Annotated in this window: 9 protein-coding genes; 6 read left to right on the top strand and 3 right to left on the bottom strand. The window is 69.2% G+C overall.

Going from position 1 to position 17427, the window contains the following annotated elements; translation table 11 throughout:
• Positions 1 to 292 precede the first annotated feature (292 nt).
• The 3 genes from ACZ45Z_RS23130 (at position 293) to ACZ45Z_RS23120 (ending at position 11279) form a co-directional block, all read left to right on the top strand.
• Positions 293 to 9454 carry a non-ribosomal peptide synthetase gene (locus ACZ45Z_RS23130; protein WP_468365472.1) on the top strand — a complete coding sequence of 3054 codons (9162 nt, stop codon included), beginning with the start codon at positions 293 to 295 and terminating at the stop codon, positions 9452 to 9454.
• 89 nt (positions 9455 to 9543) lie between these two features.
• Complete coding sequence (locus ACZ45Z_RS23125) at positions 9544 to 9780, top strand: MbtH family protein (protein WP_468365469.1); 237 nt, start codon at positions 9544 to 9546, stop codon at positions 9778 to 9780.
• A complete protein-coding gene (locus ACZ45Z_RS23120; protein ID WP_468365467.1) occupies positions 9777 to 11279 on the top strand; it encodes an MFS transporter in 1503 nt (500 codons plus the stop codon). Before ACZ45Z_RS23125 ends, ACZ45Z_RS23120 begins: the two co-directional genes overlap by 4 nt.
• A 178-nt stretch (positions 11280 to 11457) precedes the next feature.
• Here ACZ45Z_RS23120 and ACZ45Z_RS23115 read toward each other — a convergent pair whose 3' ends face one another.
• Complete coding sequence (locus ACZ45Z_RS23115) at positions 11458 to 12198, bottom strand: SDR family NAD(P)-dependent oxidoreductase (RefSeq protein WP_468365465.1); 741 nt, start codon at positions 12196 to 12198, stop codon at positions 11458 to 11460.
• Between the two features lie 414 nt (positions 12199 to 12612).
• Between ACZ45Z_RS23115 and ACZ45Z_RS23110 the strand changes: the two genes are divergently transcribed.
• The 3 genes from ACZ45Z_RS23110 to ACZ45Z_RS23100 all read left to right on the top strand — a co-directional run bounded on the left by ACZ45Z_RS23110 (position 12613) and on the right by ACZ45Z_RS23100 (position 15634).
• Entirely contained in the window at positions 12613 to 13344 is a 732-nt protein-coding gene (locus ACZ45Z_RS23110; protein ID WP_468365462.1) for a DUF7873 family protein, read from the top strand.
• Between the two features lie 989 nt (positions 13345 to 14333).
• A complete protein-coding gene (locus ACZ45Z_RS23105; protein WP_468365460.1) occupies positions 14334 to 14831 on the top strand; it encodes a peptidylprolyl isomerase in 498 nt (165 codons plus the stop codon).
• A 503-nt stretch (positions 14832 to 15334) separates the two neighbouring features.
• Complete coding sequence (locus ACZ45Z_RS23100; RefSeq protein ID WP_468365457.1) at positions 15335 to 15634, top strand: hypothetical protein; 300 nt, start codon at positions 15335 to 15337, stop codon at positions 15632 to 15634.
• 112 nt (positions 15635 to 15746) lie between these two features.
• On the opposite strand, the gene ACZ45Z_RS23095 is transcribed toward ACZ45Z_RS23100, so the two are convergent.
• Both ACZ45Z_RS23095 and ACZ45Z_RS23090 read right to left on the bottom strand, forming a co-directional pair.
• Entirely contained in the window at positions 15747 to 15983 is a 237-nt protein-coding gene (locus ACZ45Z_RS23095) for a chaplin (RefSeq protein ID WP_468365454.1), read from the bottom strand.
• Between the two features lie 346 nt (positions 15984 to 16329).
• Complete coding sequence (locus ACZ45Z_RS23090; RefSeq protein ID WP_468365451.1) at positions 16330 to 17175, bottom strand: alpha/beta fold hydrolase; 846 nt, start codon at positions 17173 to 17175, stop codon at positions 16330 to 16332.
• Positions 17176 to 17427 lie beyond the last annotated feature (252 nt).

The raw sequence follows: 17427 nt of genomic DNA, 5'->3' as shown, positions 1-17427 counted from the left end.
CGGTCCGCACCGGCCGGTGCCCACCGGCCCGGTCCGCCGCTGGCCGATGGAGGTCATGTCCGCTTTCTGACACCGAGCGACGCCCCTTCCGCGTACGGGCGTCGCTAGGGTCTGAGCCGACTGGTGTCTCCTTACCGGCGAACACCGCCTCGCCCCCCGACCAGGGTTGAGCGCCTGAGCGGCCGATCGCCCGAGCACGTACGAATCCGCATTCATTCCGCAGCGAGCAAGCAACCGAGCACACGAACAACTGGACGTTGCGCGGGCGTCATCAGTGAAGGAAGACGGGGAAATGCCGAAGAGTTCCGAGATATCGCACGGCGCGCAGCCCGACGGCCCGACCGGCCGCCGCCCGCTCCTGAGCGAGGACGCATACCGCGCCCTCGTCGAAGGAAACCGCGGCGGTGACCTCCCGGAGGCACCGGGCCCGGACACCACCCTGCCCGCGCTCTTCGAACGGGCCGCCCGCGAGCACCCCGCCCGCACCGCCGTCACCTGCGACGGCGACTCCCTCACGTACGCCGAACTGGCCGCACACGCCAACCGCCTGGCCCGCCTCCTGGCCGCCCGCGGCATCGGCCCCGGCCAGGTCGTCGCGCTGGCCCTGCCCCGCTCCCTCGCGCTCGTCGTCGGCCTGCTCGCGGTCGCCAAGTCCGGTGCCGCGTACCTGCCGCTGGACCCGGACTACCCGGCCGACCGGCTGTCCTCCATGCTTGAGGACGCCGCCCCGGCCGCGCTCCTCACCGACTCCGCCACCGCGCCGCGACTCCCCGCGAACGACCTCCCGCGCCTCCTGGTCGACGGCACCGCGCACACGGCCTACGCGCCGGAGGACCTGACCGACCACGAACGCACCCGGCCGCTGCTCCCCGCCGACCTGGCGTACGTCATCCACACCTCGGGCTCCACCGGCCGCCCCAAGGGCGTCCCGGTCACCCAGCACAACGTCGTACGCCTCTTCTCCGCGACCGGCCACTGGTTCGACTTCGGCCACCGGGACGTCTGGACCCTGTTCCACTCCTACGCCTTCGACTTCTCGGTCTGGGAACTGTGGGGCGCGCTGCTGCACGGCGGCCGCCTCGTCGTCGTCCCCCACCTCGTCAGCCGTGACCCGGACGCCTTCCTCGACCTGCTCGCCCGCGAACGGGTCACCGTCCTCAACCAGACCCCGTCCGCCTTCTACCAACTGGCCGCCGCCGACCGGGAGCGCCCCGGCAGCGCACTGGCCCTGCGCTACGTCGTGTTCGGCGGCGAGGCGCTGGACACCGGCCGCCTCACCGACTGGTACGACCGCCACCCGGACGACGGGCCCACCCTGGTCAACATGTACGGCATCACGGAAACCACCGTGCATGTCTCCTACATGCCCCTCGACCGCGCCACCGCTGCCACGGGCCCGGCCGGCGCCATCGGCGTCAACATCCCCGACCTGCGCGTCTACGTCCTCGACGAGCGGCTGCGGCCCGTGCCGCCCGGGATCACCGGCGAAATCTACGTCGCCGGCGCGGGCCTGGCCCGCGGCTACCTGGGCCGCCCCGCGCTGACCGCCGAACGCTTCGTCGCCGACCCGTTCGCCGCGCTCTTCGGCGAGCGCGGCACCCGTATGTACCGCTCGGGCGACCTGGCGCGACGCCGCGCCGACGGCCTGCTCGAATACGCCGGACGAGCCGACCAGCAGGTCAAGATCCGCGGTTTCCGTATCGAGCTGGGCGAGATCGAGGCCGTGCTCGCCGGGCACCCGGACGTCACCGACGCCGTCGCCGTCGTCCGCGAGGACACTCCGGGCACCCGGCGGCTGACCGGGTACGCCGTACCGGCCCGCGACGGTGTCACGGGCGCGGCCCTGCGCGACCACACCACCACCCGGCTCCCCGCCCACATGGTCCCCTCCGCCGTCGTCCTGCTGGACCGGCTGCCGCTCACCGCCAACGGCAAGCTCGACCGCGCGGCCCTGCCCGCCCCGGAACCGGTCTCCGCCGCCACCGGGAGCAGGCCCCCGGCCGACGTCCGGGAGGAGCGGCTGTGCGCACTCTTCGCCGAGGTGCTCGGCCTTCCCCAGGTCGGCGTGGACGACGACTTCTTCGACCTCGGCGGCGACTCCCTGCTCGCCGTCCGCCTGATCCGGAGCATCCGCAAGGAGTTCGGCACCGAGCCGGCCGTCGCCGAGGTGTTCCGTACCCCGACCGTGAGCGCGCTCGCCCGGGCCGTCGGCGGCACCGGCCAGTACTCCGCGGCCCTGGAGCGGGTGGCCGAACGGCCGGACCGCACACCGCTGTCGTACCAGCAGCGCGGACAGTGGTTCCTCAACCGGATCGACACCGACAGCGACGGCGCGCTCTACACCATCCCGCTGGCCCTGCACCTCCACGGAAACCTCGACCACGCCGCTCTGCGCGCCGCGCTCGGCGACCTCGTGGAGCGGCACGAGGTACTGCGCACCGTCTTCCGCGAGGCGGACGGCGAGCCGTACCAGCTCGTCCTGCCCGCCGAGGAGGCCCGTCCCCGGCTGACCGAGCACACGGTCGACCACGCACACCTGGCCGAGGCACTGCGCTCCGCCGCCGCCGATACCTTCGACCTGAGCGAGGAGATCCCACTGCGGACGCATCTGTTCCGCGTGGGTGACGACGGGGCGAGTGAGGGCGCGCACGCATACGTGCTGTTGCTGGTGCTGCATCACATCGCCGGTGATGGACGTTCGCTGGGCCCGTTGGCGCGGGATGTGTCGCGGGCGTATGCGGCGCGGTGTGGCGGTGGTGTTCCGCGTTGGTCGGAGTTGCCGGTGCAGTATGCGGACTTCGCGTTGTGGCAGCGTGAGGTGCTGGGTGATGAGGCGGATGAGGAGAGTTTGAGCGCGCGCCAGTTGGCCTACTGGAGGGGCGTGTTGGCGGAGTTGCCGGATCAGTTGGATTTGCCGGTGGATCGGCCGCGTCCGGTGCGGGGGAGTTTTCGTGGTGGGTCGGTTCCGGTGGTGTTGTCGGCGGAGTTGCATGAGGGGTTGCGTGGGGTTGCCCGTGCGTATGGGGTGACGTCGTTCATGGTGTTGCAGTCGGCGTTGGCGGTGGCGTTGACGCGGTGGGGTGCGGGCACGGACATCCCGCTCGGCACCCCCGTCGCCGGACGTACGGACGAAGCCCTGGACGACCTCATCGGCTTCTTCGTGAACACGCTGGTGCTGCGCACCGACACCTCGGGCGACCCGACGTTCGCGGAGCTGCTGAGCCGCGTCCGCGAGACGAACCTGGCCGCGCTGGCTCACCAGGACGTCCCCTTCGAGCGCTTGGTGGAGGTCCTCAACCCGACGCGTTCCCTGTCCCGCCACCCCCTCTTCCAGATCCTGCTCGCCTTCCAGGAGAGCCCGCAGACCGACCTGAGCATGCCGGGCCTCACCGCCCGGATGGAGGAGATCAACTCCGGTGCCGCCGGCTTCGATCTGGTGGTTGATGTGGTGGAGCGGTTTGGTGCGGGTGGGCGTGCTGGTGGGGTTGAGGGGGTGGTGGAGTTTTCTGCGGATTTGTTTGACCGGGTGACGGTGGAGCGGTTCGCGGGGATGTTGGTGCGGGTTGTCGAGGCGTTGGTGGCGGATCCGGGTCGCCGTATTGGTGCGGTGGAGGTGGTCTCGCCGGGTGAGCGTGCTCGGGTGGTGGGCGAGTGGGTCGACACGGTGCGGGAGGTTCCCGAGCTGACGTTGCCGGAGTTGGTGCAGGCGCAGGTGGCGCGTACTCCGGACGCGGATGCGGTGGTGTTCGGCGAGTGCGTGGTGTCGTATCGGGAGTTGGATGAGCGAGCCAATCGACTGGCGCGTCTTCTCATCGGGCGGGGTGTGGGCCCGGAGCGGTTCGTGGCGTTGGCCGTCCCGCGCTCGGTGGAGATGATCGTTGCGTGGTTGGCGGTGTTGAAGACCGGTGCTGCCTATCTGCCCATTGATCCGGGGTATCCGGCGGACCGTATTGCCTACATGCTCGACGACGGGCGGCCCATCGCCGTCGTCACCACCACCGCCGTCGCCGACCAGATCACCGCATCCGGAGCCGGGACCGGCATACCGGTCGTGGTGCTGGACGCCCCGGCCACCATCGAGGCGCTGGCCGGCTATCCGGAAACCGCCCCGACGCCTGACGAGCGGCACGGCGACGCACTGCGTATGTCGCATCCGGCGTATGTGATCTATACGTCGGGTTCGACGGGTCGTCCGAAGGGTGTGGTGGTCTCCCACGCGGGTGTGGCGAGTGTGGCGGGGGTGCATGCGGAGCGGCTCGGGCTGGGGGTGGGTTGCCGGTTCCTCCTCGTGGTGTCGATCAGTTTCGATGTGTCGATGGCGGATATCGCCATGACGTTGAGTTCGGGTGCGGCGTTGGTGGTTCCGGGCCCGGAGCAGCGGGTGGTGGGCGAGGAGTTGGCCCGGCTGGTCTCCGATTTCCAGGTCACGCACACGGATCTGGTGGCTCCGATGCTGATCTCGTTGCCGGAGGGTGATCTGCCGTCGTTGCGGGGTTTCGTGGTCGGTGGTGAGGCGTTGCCGGCGGACATGGTGGAGCGGTGGTCTCCGGGTCGTACGGTGATGCAGGTCTATGGGCCTACGGAGTCGACGGTTGTGGCGACGATGAGTGATCCGTTGGCGCCGTCGGAGGTGGCGCCGCCGATCGGCCGGCCCATCTGGAACACCCGCACCTATGTCCTGGACAGTCGGCTTCAGCCCGTCCCGGTCGGTGTGTCGGGTGAGTTGTATATCGCGGGGGCGGGTCTGGCGCGTGGTTATCTGCGGCGTCCGGCCCTGACCGGCGAACGCTTTGTCGCCGATCCGTACGGTCCGTCCGGCTCACGTATGTATCGGACGGGTGATCTGGCGCGGTGGCGTGCCGACGGCAATCTGGAGTTCCTCGGCCGGGTCGACCATCAGGTCAAGATCCGGGGCTTCCGCATCGAACTCGGCGAAATCGAAGCCGCGTTGAAGCAACATCCGCAGGTGGCTCAGACAGTCGTTGCCGTACGCGAGGACGCGGGCGGGCTCAAGCAGTTGATCGGTTACGTCGTGCCGGCGTCCGGAGCCGCTCCCGACCCTGCCGCCGTACGCTCGTTCCTTGCCGGGGAGCTGCCGGACTACATGGTCCCGGCCGTGATCGTGGTGCTGGAGGCGTTGCCGCTGACGCCGTCGGGCAAGCTGGACCGCAAGGCACTTCCGGAACCGGACCTGGCCCTGGCTGTGTCCGGTCGGGCTCCGCGCACCCCTCGCGAGGAGGTGTTGTGCGGGTTGTTCGCGGAGGTGCTGGGCCTGGCCCGGGTCGGTATCGACGACAGTTTCTTCGAACTGGGTGGCCACTCTCTCCTCGCCACCCGCCTCGTCAGCCGCATCCGCACCACTCTGGGTGCGGAACTGAGCATCCGCACCCTCTTCGAAGCACCCACCGTCGCCACCCTCACCAACCAACTCGACCACACGGATACGGCACGCCGCCCCGCCCTGCGGCCCGCCGAGCGCCCGGAGCGGATACCGGCCTCGTACGGCCAGCAGCGGCTGTGGCTGGTCGGCAAGCTGGAGGGCAACAGTGCCTTCTACAACATGCCGATCGCGCTCCGGTTGTCGGGCGATCTCGACGTGGCGGCGCTGTATCGCGCGCTCGGCGACCTCGTGGAGCGGCACGAGGCGCTGCGCACCGTCTTCCGCGAAGCCGGCGGGCAGCCGTACCAGCTCATCCTCGACCCCGAGGACGTCACCGTGCCGCTGGAAGTCACCGAGGTCAGCGCGGACGCTCTGGACCGCGCCCTCGTGACAGCCGCAGGACGCGGCTTCGACCTGAGCGAGGAGGTGCCGCTGCGGGCGCACGTGTTCCGGCTGGGCATGCAAGAGCACGTGCTGTTGCTGGTGCTACATCACATTGCTGGTGACGGCTGGTCGTTGGGTCCCTTGGCGCGGGATGTGTCGTGGGCGTATGCGGCGCGGTGTGGCGGTGGTGTTCCGCGTTGGTCGGAGTTGCCGGTGCAGTACGCCGACTTCGCGTTGTGGCAGCGCGAGGTGCTGGGTGATGAGGCGGATGAGGAGAGTTTGAGCGCGCGCCAGTTGGCTTACTGGAGGGGCGGGTTGGCGGAGTTGCCGGATCAGTTGGATTTGCCGGTGGATCGGCCGCGTCCGGTGCGGGGGAGTTTTCGTGGTGGGTCGGTTCCGGTGGTGTTGTCGGCGGAGTTGCATGAGGGGTTGCGTGGGGTTGCCCGTGCGTATGGGGTGACGTCGTTCATGGTGTTGCAGTCGGCGTTGGCGGTGGCGTTGACGCGGTGGGGTGCGGGCACGGACATCCCCCTCGGCACCCCCGTCGCCGGACGTACGGACGAAGCCCTGGACGACCTCGTAGGACTGTTCCTCAACACCCTCGTCCTGCGCACCGACACCTCGGGCGACCCGACGTTCGCGGAGCTGCTCGGCCGGGTGCGGGAAACGGACCTGACGGCGTTCGCGCACCAGGACCTGCCCTTCGAGCGCTTGGTGGAGGTCCTCAACCCGACGCGTTCCCTGTCCCGCCACCCCCTCTTCCAGATCCTGCTCGTTCTCCAGAACACCCCGGATCAGGAGCTGCGATTCCCCGGCCTCACCGCCACCGAGCACACCTTCGACCGCGAGACCGCCAACTTCGATCTGGTGGTTGATGTGGTGGAGCGGTTTGGTGCGGGTGGGCGTGCTGGTGGGGTTGAGGGGGTGGTGGAGTTTTCTGCGGATTTGTTTGACCGGGTGACGGTGGAGCGGTTCGCGGGGATGTTGGTGCGGGTGGTCGAGGCGTTGGTGGCGGATCCGGGTCGCCGTATTGGTGCGGTGGAGGTGCTGTCGCCGGGTGAGCGTGCTCAGGTCGTGGGCGAGTGGGTCGACACGGTGCGGGAGGTTCCCGAGCTGACGTTGCCGGAGTTGGTGCAGGCCCAGGTGGCGCGTACCCCGGACGCGGATGCGGTGGTGTTCGGCGAGTGCGTGGTGTCGTATCGGGAGTTGGATGAGCGTGCCAATCGTCTGGCGCGTCTTCTCATCGGGCGGGGTGTGGGCCCGGAGCGGTTCGTGGCGCTGGCCGTCCCTCGCTCCGTCGAGATGATCGTTGCGTGGTTGGCGGTGTTGAAGACCGGTGCGGCCTATCTGCCCATTGATCCGGGGTATCCGGCGGACCGTATCGCCTACATGCTCGCCGATGGGCGGCCCATCGCCGTCGTCACCACCACCGCCGTCGCCGACCAGGTCAGGGAAGCGGGGACCGGGGTATCCGTGCCGGTCATCGTCCTCGACGCCCCGGACACCGTGGCGGCGATGGCCGAGTGCGCCGCGCACACCGTGTCGGACGCCGAGCGTCTGTCACCACTGCGGATGTCGCATCCGGCGTATGTGATCTATACGTCGGGTTCGACGGGTCGTCCGAAGGGTGTGGTGGTTTCGCACGCGGGTGTGGCGAGTGTGGCGGGGGTGCATGCGGAGCGGCTCGGGCTGGGGGTGGGTTGCCGGTTCCTCCTCGTGGTGTCGATCAGTTTCGATGTGTCGATGGCGGATATCGCCATGACGTTGAGTTCGGGTGCGGCGTTGGTGGTTCCGGGCCCGGAGCAGCGGGTGGTGGGCGAGGAGTTGGCCCGGCTGGTCTCCGATTTCCAGGTCACGCACACGGATCTGGTGGCTCCGATGTTGATTTCGTTGCCGGAGGGTGATCTGCCGTCGTTGCGGGGTTTTGTGGTCGGTGGTGAGGCGTTGCCGGCGGACATGGTGGAGCGGTGGTCTCCGGGTCGTACGGTGATGCAGGTCTATGGGCCTACGGAGTCGACGGTTGTGGCGACGATGAGTGATCCGTTGGCGCCGTCGGAGGTGGCGCCGCCGATCGGCCGGCCCATCTGGAACACCCGCACCTATGTCCTGGACAGTCGGCTGCAGCCCGTCCCGGTCGGTGTGTCGGGCGAGTTGTATATCGCGGGGGCGGGTCTGGCGCGTGGTTATCTGCGGCGTCCGGCCCTGACCGGCGAGCGTTTCGTCGCCGATCCGTTCGGTCCGTCCGGCTCGCGTATGTATCGGACGGGTGATCTGGCGCGGTGGCGTGCCGACGGCAATCTGGAGTTCCTCGGCCGGGTCGACCATCAGGTCAAGATCCGGGGCTTCCGCATCGAACTCGGTGAGATAGAGACCGCGCTCGTACGTCATCCCGCCGTCGACCAAGCGGTCGTCGTGGTCCGTGAGGACGCGGGCGGGCTCAAGCAGTTGATCGGTTACGTCGTGCCGGCGTCCGGGGCCGCTCCCGACCCTGCCGCCGTACGCTCGTTCCTTGCCGGGGAGCTGCCGGACTACATGGTCCCGGCCGTGATCGTGGTGCTGGAGGCGTTGCCGCTGACGCCGTCGGGCAAGCTGGACCGCAAGGCACTTCCGGAACCGGATCTCGCTCTGGCTGTCTCGGGTCGGGCGCCGCGCACCCCTCGCGAGGAGGTGTTGTGCGGGTTGTTCGCCGAGGTGCTGGGCCTGCCCCGGGTCGGTATCGACGACAGTTTCTTCGAACTGGGTGGCCACTCCCTCCTCGCCACCCGCCTCGTCAGCCGCATCCGCACCGCCCTCGGTGCGGAACTGAGCATCCGCACCCTCTTCGAAGCACCCACCGTCGCCACCCTCACCAACCAACTCGACCACGCCGACAGCCAGGGCGACTTCGACGTACTGCTGCCGCTCCGCTCCCAGGGCACGCGGCCGCCCCTGTTCTGTGTGCATCCCGCGGCCGGCATCGGCTGGGTCTACTCCGGACTGCTGCGGCACCTCGACGTCGACACACCTCTGTACGGGCTGCAGTCGCGCGGGCTCACCGAGCCGGACAACAGGGCGTCGACGCTCGGCGAGATGGCGGAGGACTACCTCCAGCAGATCCGCAAGGTCCAGCCGACCGGCCCCTACCATCTGCTCGGCTGGTCCTTCGGCGGCGGCGTCGCCCATGAGATCGCCGTCCGGCTGCAGGCCCAGGGCGAGCGGGTGGCCGTACTGGCCCTCATGGACAGCTACCCGGCCGGCGGCCGGACGCGTGAAGCCGTACCGCCGCGATCCGCCGACGGCGACGGGCACGACCTCGCCGGACTCCTCGACTCGCTGGGCTTCCGCACCCATGACGAGGACGGGCGGCCGCTGTCCACGCCCCGCCTGCTGGAACTTCTCGAAACCGAGGGCAGTCCGCTGGCGGCGCTGGAGGAGAGCAGGCTGACCGCACTCGCCACCGTGTTCGCGGACCATGTCCGGCTGGCGCGGGAGGCCGAGCACGGGGTGTTCGACGGCGACCTGTTGTTCTTCAGGGCGACGCTCGACAAGACCGCCGCCGACCCGACGGCCGAGTCCTGGCGGCCCCATGTCACGGGACGCATCGAGGACCTGCACCTGGCCTGCGAACACGGCGCGATGACGCAACCGGGGCCGTTGTCCGAGATCGCCGGTCCACTCGTCGCGGCCCTGCGCCGGTCCGCCGCCAACTGAGCGGAAAACCGCCCTCCCCACCCCTCCCACCCGTCCATCTCACCCGCACGCACCCGCACACACGCCCAACGAGGGAAGAGACGCAGACAGTGACAACGACAGCGCAGACGACGAACCCCTTCGAGAACGCCGAAGGCAGCTACCTGGTGCTCGTCAACGAGGAAGGCCAGCGGTCCCTGTGGCCGGCCGAGCTCGACATACCCGCCGGCTGGACGGCCGAATTCGGCCCCGCGCCGCGGCAGCCGGCCCTGGACCACATCGAAGCCACCTGGACGGACATGCGTCCGCGCAGCCTGGTCCGCGCGATGGAGGGCGAGGCCGCGTGAGGGGCGCCCGAGCCGCCGAACCGGCCGGATCGCCACCGCCGTTCCGCGAGCGGCTGCTGACGAGGATGCGTACGCCCTGGTGGGCGATGTTCGCCATCTGCTTCGCCAGCGCCGTGGTCCTGCTGGACACCACGGCGGTGAACGTGGCACTCGCCGAAATCGGTACGGGCCTCGACGCGGGCCTCGACCAGGTGCTGTGGGTGATCAACGCCTATCTGCTCTCCTACGCGGCGCTCCTGGTGATCGGCGGCCGCCTGGCCGACATGTTCGGCCCGCGCCGGGTCTTCCTGGTCGGCCTGGCCGGCTTCACCCTCGCCTCGGTCTGCTGCGGACTGGCCCAGGACCCGGGCCAGGCCATCGCGGCCCGGCTGCTCCAGGGAGTCGGCGCGGCCCTGCTCACCCCGCAGACCATCGTCATCATCACCCGCGTCTTCCCCGCGGACCGGCGTGGCAGCGCGATGGGCGTGTGGGGCGGCTTCGCCGGGATCGTCGCGGCGGCCGGCCCCACCTTCGGCGGACTGCTGGCGGCCACGCTGGGCTGGCGGTGGATCTTCTACATCAACGTCCCCGTCGGCGTCATCGGCGCCGTCCTGGTGATGCTCGCCGTGCCCAAGCTGGAGAGCGAACGCAAGCAGCGACTCGATGTGCTCGGCGCGGCGGTCCTGGCCGCCGCGATGCTCGCCGTCGTCTACGCGCTCCTCGAAGGCGAGGCGCACCACTGGGGCACCCTGTGGGGGCCGGTCACCGTGCCGCTTCTCTCCGCCGCGGGTGTCGTGGCGCTCGCCGTGTTCTTCCTGGTCGAACGCGGGCGGCAGGACCGCGATCCGCTGGTGCCGTTCGCGGTGCTGCGCGACCGCAACTTCTCCCTGATGGCTCTGGTGGTCGGCGTGCTGCCGTGCGGACTGGGCGGAATGATGCTGCTCACTCCGCTGTACCTCCAGGAAGTGCAGGCGTTCTCCGCCTTCCAGGCCGGTCTGCTGGTGGCCGTGGCGCCCCTGGTGTCGGTGTTCATCGCCCCGTACTCCGGCAAGCTGACCGACCGCTTCGGCGGCAAATACGTGCTGATCGTCGGCCTGGCCTTCTTCGCGGGCGGCATCGGACTCATGGCGGCACTGATCCGGGACGGCTCCGGCTGGCCCGTCCTGCTGCCGGGTCTGTTCTGCGTCGGCGTGGGCATGGGGGTGGCCTTCGCGCCGGCGAGCGTGATGGCCTTCAAGAACATCGCGCCGACCATGGCGGGTTCGGCCTCCGGCGTGTTCAACACCACCCGGTTGTGCGGCAGCCTGCTCGGCTCCGCGGCCATCGGCGCCGTACTCCAAACGCAGTTGGCCGACGGCGACACCACCAGCGCCATCCGGATCGCCTATCTGCTGCCCGTGGCGATCATGACAGCGGGCGCCCTCGTCACCCTCGCGGTACGCAAGCCCCCACCGGACACACCCGAAGAGGCCGAGACCGCGCAGCCGGCAACGGAGGACGCCCCGGCAAGCGCCCGCTGAGGCGAGGCGGTCCGTCGGGCTACGAGTTGACGGCGGGGTGACGGGCGGCGGGCGGCGGGCGGCGGTGCGAGGGTGCGAGGGTGCGACGGCGACGGCGACGGTAGCGGCCCGCATACCGGGTCCGGCGGAGATCCTTGTACGGGTCCGGACTACGGGCCGTCACGCGCACGGGAAACAGTCAGACGACGTGCCGACCGCCGTCGACGGTCAGGATGTCGCCGGTCGTGTAGGCGGCGTTCACCAGATACAGAGCCGCCTCCGCCACGTCCTGAGGCGTGCCGACCCTGCGCAGCGGGGTGTTGGCGGTGATCCACTCCCGCGAGCTCTCCCAGACATCCTCCGCGTCGTCGTACCAGGGCGTGTCGATCAGCCCGGGTGCGATGGCGTTCACCCGGATCGAGGGGCCGAGCTGGGTGGCGAGCAGACGGGTCATGTGGTTGAGCGAGGCCTTGCTGACGGCGTAGGGGATCGAACTGCCCAGTGCGCGGGTGCCCGAGACGGAGGAGATGTTCACGATCGCCCCCGAGCCGCTGGCGCGGAGATTGGGAAGGGCGGCGGTGATCATCTGCCAGACGCCGATGACGTTGACCTCGAAAATGGACCGCCAGACGTCGGCGTCGGCCGCGTTGACGTCGTCGAGCGGTATGAATCGGGTCGCGCCGGCGTTGTTGACGAGAATGTCCAGCCGCCCGTAGGCGTTGACGGCGGTTTCCACAATGCGCCGGGCGTCGTCCGGATCCGCCACATCTCCTCGCACGTATATCGCGTCCGGCAGCTCCGCGGCCAGCTCCTTGCCGGCGGTCTCGCTCCGCGCGGAGTTGACGACGACGTTGATGCCTTCCGCCGCCATCCGCCGGGCGATGGCGGCACCGATTCCAGAGGACGAACCGGTGATCAGGGCGACGCGGGTCTCGCTCATTTCCTGCCTCCTGGCGGGAGTCGATGCGGGTCAGTGCATGCGGCGGTGGCGCACGAGAGGAGCGCCCCAAGCTTACCGTCAGGCGGAATCAAGTTTCCGCTGAAAGGAAAAGTTGGCTGTGTGGTGAGGGTGGCGCGGCCTCAAAGGACCTGACTCGGCGCTCACCGTGCGGGGGTCGTGGCCGTCATCTGGCCTGGACTCCTCGCCCTCAGTCGGCCGGGGCGCCGGCGGGCCGACGCACGGAGGCCGTGAGGTCGGACGAGCCGTCCGCTGTGCTCCGGGAGGCCGCGCCGCTCCGGGAGGCCCCATCGATTCGTGATTCGCCCTGGGGGCGCCAAGGCCGCCGAGTCGAGTAAGTCACCGCGCTCGAAAAACCATTCGGTTCACGGCGGATATCGCTGGTACGTTACCGACGTGGCGAAACTCAATCAGATAATTGCCGTGGAGAAGGGCGTCAAGTCCAAGACCCACCAGGACTTGACGGCCGCTCACCACGGCCTGCAGAAGCCGGCGCTTTTGGCCGGGATCTCCCGTACGTACCAGCCCAAGGACGAGGAGGGCGAGCAGTTGCCGCCCGAGTCGACGCGGGTGCAGGTGAAGGCCGAGCAAGTGCTCCGGGAGACGGCCGAAACGCTGACGCGGCTCTTTGACGTGACCGCCACCAAGGACTGGGCCAACTGCACGGCGCGGGCCGACGTGAAGGTGGAGGGGCGGACGCTGCTCAGCCAGGTCCCGGTCTCCTACCTGCTGTTCCTCGAGAAGCAGCTCACCGATGTGAACACCTTCATCCGGAAGCTTCCGGTGCTGGACGCGTCGGAGTCCTGGGTCCAGGACCCGTCGACGGACGCCTGGAAGACCGAGCCGGTCAGGACGGTGCGGACGAAGAAGGTCCCCCGCAACCACGTGAAGGCGGAAGCCACCGACAAGCACCCGGCGCAGGTCGACGTCTATTACGAGGACGTCCCGGTCGGCTACTGGACGACCGTGAAGTTCTCCGGCGCGCTGCCGGCGCGACGGGTGAACGAACTGCTGGACAGGGTCGAGAAGTTGCAGCAGGCGGTGAAATTCGCCCGGGAAGAGGCGAACGGCATCGACATCACCGACGAGCGGGTGGGCGAGCTCGTCTTCGGCTACCTGTTCGGGTAGCGTCCATAACTCCCCGGGCGCCCCAGTGCGGCCGGGGTGCGCGAGGAGCGCAAGCTGAAACTGAAGCTTGTCGTGACGAAAGCGGTCTCCAGTGGGGGTTCAAGTCCTCCCCGCGGCTCACATGCCGCGGTAGCCCAACTCGGCAGAGGCGGACCGCTATCAATCTCAGACTCTTGCTCCAGTCTCAGTATTCGCCACCCATCGCCGGATCGACCGGGCCGGGCCTGGTCGTCGGATGCCGGTTCAAGTCCGGCCCGTGCAGCTCTTTTTTCCGATGCGCGGTAGTTCAAAGGCAGAACACGACGACATGATGACTGACCCGCGCTCTTAACCGTGCCGGCGTGCGCAATGGGGTGGCATCACAGGGCTCGGGGGCAGGCTACGCCCCCGGGCCCGCTCCCGTTTCGGGCTGCCTTAACGGTGCCGCTTGGCTGTCCGTACATCGTCCCCGTCCCCGCCCTGTCCCTGGCTGTCCCCGCCCCGTCCCCTCCTCGATGCCGTCCGTTCGCGGAGACACCCGATTGCCGCGACGGGGCTCCGCGACGCCGACCGGGGCGACAGGCGGTGGCCCACCCTCCATACGGAGTAGGTGCGCATCGTCGGACGTGCCCGGGCGTGAGGTGATGGGAAGAGCGATGCGGCAACGTCACGCACGCATCCAGTCCCCGACAACTTCAGGAGTCAGCATGGGCGGCGAACGCAAGGACATCGACCCGCGTCAGACCGACGCGGATCAGCCTTCCGTGCGAGGCGAGAAGCCCAAGAGGGCGCCGAAGCGTTAGCGGCGGCCGGCGGCGGGGCCGACTGCCCGCCGTCCCCGCGGCCGTTCCCCGTCCGGTGCCCACCCCCTCGTCCCCCGGATTCCGGAGGCTCAGCCAAGGTTCTCTCCGGTGTTCAGCGCGCTGAACACCGGAGCAGTAGCGGTCCGTAGGGGCGTAGCGGCTGGGGCGCGAGTCGCTGAAGGGAGCCCGGGATGTCAGGATGGCGCCATGACGACCAAGGTTTATTTCGACATCACCATCAACGACGCGCCTGCCGGGCGGATCAACTTCAACCTGTTCGACGACGTCGTGCCCGACACGGTGGAGAACTTCCGCGCGCTGGCCACCGGCGAGAAGGGGTTCGGGTACAAGGGCTCGTCCTTCCACCGGGTCATTCCGGACTTCATGCTGCAGGGCGGCGACTTCACCCGCGGTGACGGCACCGGCGGCAAGAGCATCTACGGCGAGAAGTTCCCCGACGAGAACTTCAAGCTCAAGCACAACAAGCCGGGCCTGCTGTCGATGGCCAACGCCGGCCCGAACTCCAACGGCTCCCAGTTCTTCATCACCACCGTGGTGACGTCGTGGCTGGACGGCAAGCACGTCGTCTTCGGAGAGGTCGCCGACGAGGAGAGCATGGGCCTGGTCAAGAAGATCGAGGGCTACGGCTCGTCGAACGGGAAGGTCAGCGCCAAGATCACCATCTCCGACTGCGGAGCGATCTGAGCACGTAGACGTACGTGCGCACGTGTCGACGGCCGGGGCTGCCGTCGACACACGTGCCGGACCGGCCGGGCCGCACGGCGGGACGGATGGCACCTCCCCGTCCCGCCGGACCGCGGAAGCCCAGGTCATAGGGCGTACGCGCGACTTGCGGCCCGGCCGACCGGGGCAACTCCAGCGCCTGTGCCCCCAGTTCCTGGTCCAGCTTCGTTGCGTCGTCCCGTTGTCCCGCGTGCACCGGTTCCGTCCGGTGCTGGGCTGGCGCGGAGACCGACCGGGGCGCCCGGGCTCGGCAGGGTCCGCTTGCCGGGGGGAACGATCGTTCCCATGGTGCGGCGGCACACGCAAACGGTGAGGCCGTAGGAGAGAGAGCCGTAGGCTCTGCGCCACTGGAGCGATCCGTGCCCCCGGTGCGTGCCGACTACTGACGCCGGAGATCGAGCCACCGCCCCGCTCCGTCACCGACCCGAAATGCGGCAGATCACGGTTCGGCGCACGCTGGAGGCATGGCCGCTCACCTCACGGTTCATGACATCGACGACCAAGGCGGGCGCCGGGTCTCGGCGCGCGCGGCCGGCCGCATCCAGGTCCTGGGCACCGCCTACAACGACGGCGACCTGCTGAGGTTCCTGAGCCGCGCGGGACTGCCCGCGGACGAGGCACTGCTGGACGATCCGGCGCGAGTGCAATGGCGCGGTGGCCGCCCCCACGAATGGGTCCCCACCCCCGACCCCGCCTTGGCGGAACAGCCGCAGGATCCAGGGCCCGGGCACCATCATCCGGGGACCGGCGGGCCTCCGTCGTAGCGCGCACACGTGGCCGACGCGCGACGGCAAACCCGTCCCGCTGGACGGCGAACCGCATCGGGGTGGTGGTGCCGCCACGCGGACGTCGCGGCACCACCGGCCAGTCAGACCATCAGTGGTTCGAGCACGTGACGCCGAATACCGGGTTCAGCAGCCCGATGAAGTTGACGGAGTTGCCGCACACGTTGATCGGGATGTGAAACGGGATCTGGATGATGTTGCCGGAGAGGAATCCCGAAGAGTGGTGTGCCTTCGCATGAGCTTCGGAGTCGGCGACGGCACCACCCGCGGCACCCAGGACTGTGCCGACGGCCAGGCCGGCCGCGGCGATAGCGGTTCGGATCCGCATATTGATCTCCCATCGGTTGGGGTTGAGGCAATTAATACGACAACAAGCCCTTAGTGGGCACGCGTAATTGACCCATTAGTGGGTGAGGCGCTCAGGGCGCCGAGCGGGTGTCGATTCTGCGGCTGTCGCAGCCTCCGGCAACTGACGGTTGAGGGTTTCGCGCTATATCCCTGACCGGGCCGCGCCACTCGATCGGAGTCAGGGCCGGGAATTCCTCCGCATGGGGCGCGCGAGATCACTTGCATGGCGGCGGTCGGGGAGCGCGACGGTGTGCCATCCGCCATCCGCCATCTGCCATCTGCCATCTGCCATCCGCCAGCCCCCGGGGCAATCACCGCGAGCCCCGTCACTCCTGCGCCCGCGCCTGCGCCGTCGCCACCGCCGCCGACGCCCGCCCGGGCAGCGAGTCGAGGAACCGCTCCAACGCGGTGTTGAACTCGGTCGGGCGTTCCAGGTTCGGCATATGTGCGGCCTGCTGGATGACTGCCAGTCGGGAATCGGGCACCCGGTCGTGGATGAGCTGGGCGTCGCTTACCGGAGTGAACTCGTCCTCCGTGCCCACGACCACCAACGTCGGTACGGCGACCTGCGCGAGCATGCGGGTGTAGTCGGGTCGCTCGGCGCGCCCACGCAGTGCCGCCGCGGCACCCGTGGGGTCCGTTCCCCGCATCATTTCCAGGACGTGCTTCGCGACCGCCGGCTGCGTGCGGATATTGTGAGGCGAAACCATTTTCGGCAGCACTTCCTGCGCATAGCCGGACATGCCCTCGTTGAGAAGGCGCTCCGCCATGGCGTAACGGTGGGCCTTGCCTTCGTCCGTTTCCGCGGCGGCGAAGGTGTCGGCGAGCAGGAGGCCCCGAATACGCCCCGGGAAGAGCCGGTAGAACTCCATGGCGATCTGCCCGCCCATGGAGAGGCCGCCCAGGACGAATTGCTCGATCCCGAGATCGTCGAGCAGAGCGACAATGTCGCGCACGAAAACATCCAACGTGGTCTTGCCGGGTACGACGCTGCTCTCGCCGTATCCACGCAGATCCGGGGCTATCACCCGCCATCCGGCCCGGCTGAAGAAGTCGATTTGCGGACGCCACATCGAACGATCGAAGGGGTGGCCGTGAATGAGTACCAGGGGATCTCCCGCCCCCTCGTCCTCATAGGCGACCTCGACCTCTCCGGAAAATACCCGCCCCATGGCGACACCCCTCCCGCTGCTATTTGACGCCTCGATGCTATAGACGCCAGTACCTCAAGGCAATGAGAGAAATGCACTCGGTGCAATGTGGATCCGGGAGTGGTCAAGCCGTCCGCAGCGCAGAGCTGCGGACGGCACGCGAGTTCCCTGCCACGGCCCCGGGGGGGGGGGGGGGGGGGGGGGGGGGGGGGGGGGGGGGGGGGGGGGGGGGGGGGGGGGGGGGGGGGGGGGGGGGGGGGGGGGGGGGGGGGG

It is taken from the genome of Streptomyces sp. NPDC031210 (assembly GCF_055570395.1).
Note: the sequence above shows the minus strand (reverse complement) of the source record. Positions and strands in the feature narration are given on the sequence as shown.